Here is a 1095-nt window from a genome sequence, read left to right as displayed (position 1 = left end):
CCCAGCTCTTATTGAGCATCAGCTGAGTAGTATAAGAGATCCCGGGCTTGAGGTTGGGGTCGCCCACTTGGTATTCAAATCGAGAAATGTATTGATAGTCTGGCTGTAGTCTCCAGAAGCTAGGTCTAATGATCTGGCTTCTAAAGGATAGCTGTGTATTGACTCCCCACAGTTGTCCACCAAAGGAGAGGGTAGGGAAAAGGTTGGTCTTGATGTAGTCTTTTACCCCATTGGCTACAGATTGGTTTCCGTAGTGATTGCGGACATGCTCCATGCGTAGCCCTGCGGTAAGCATGTACTTTTCGGCTATGGCGTGGCTATACTCGGTATAGAACACATAGGTTTGCTCTTTGAGGGTGCTATTGAGGTCGGGTATTTTGAGTTCCTGATCATTGTAATTAAAGAAGCTATTATTGGCCCATGAGTATCCGCCCCCAACATTCAGTGTCCCACCCCAAAGCGGGCCATCAATATCTAGCCTTGCGCCAAAAGATTGGTACTTATCGCCACTTTTACTCGTGAGAGATCTCAATTCGTAGGCCTTGGTATGCCCCTCCTTTGTGGTGCTCGTCTTTTCGGATGGTGTGCTTTCGTAGTAGTCAAAATCTATCTGCGTCTTCCAATGTCCTATCTTACGCATATAGTAGAGGCTAGGGCGGTGTGTGTAGTGCCAAGGAGTCTTTTGGGTGGTGAAGCTATAGTAGTCTATTTTGTCTTGATGGTCGAGCTGACTCTCTAGTAGGGCTTCGTCGGTAGAGAGATTGTTATTGGCATTAAATCGATACTTGATACCGGCACTCTGCTTATCGTCGGAATAATTGATGCCGAATGTATAGGTGTGGTCGCTCTCTCCAAACTTTGAGTCCATCCTTGACTTATTGATCCACTCGTATTGATCTATTTTGCCGATGAATGTGGCATCGTCTGTGATGTTGATTCCTCTCCATGCTTGATCCCAGCCAGAGACAAAGAAGTCCCAATTATCCTTTCGGTAGTTGAGTGAAAAGTATGAGAACCCTCCCATCTTACGTCCCTTATACTTGTCGAGTGTACCTTCAAGATTTCCGCTGAGTCCCGAGCCGGGTTCGCGGCGGG

General features: G+C 46.9%; 1 protein-coding gene. It reads right to left on the bottom strand.

Going from position 1 to position 1095, the window contains the following annotated elements; translation table 11 throughout:
• A partial coding sequence (locus HMPREF3027_RS04295; RefSeq protein WP_168165869.1) for a TonB-dependent receptor domain-containing protein occupies positions 1-1095 on the bottom strand: 1095 nt, incomplete at both ends.

Origin of the sequence: Porphyromonas sp. HMSC077F02, assembly GCF_001815465.1 — a bacterium.
In the GTDB taxonomy this organism is placed as follows: Bacteria; Bacteroidota; Bacteroidia; order Bacteroidales; family Porphyromonadaceae; genus Porphyromonas_A; species Porphyromonas_A somerae.
This window is presented reverse-complemented; position numbering and strand designations above follow the sequence as displayed.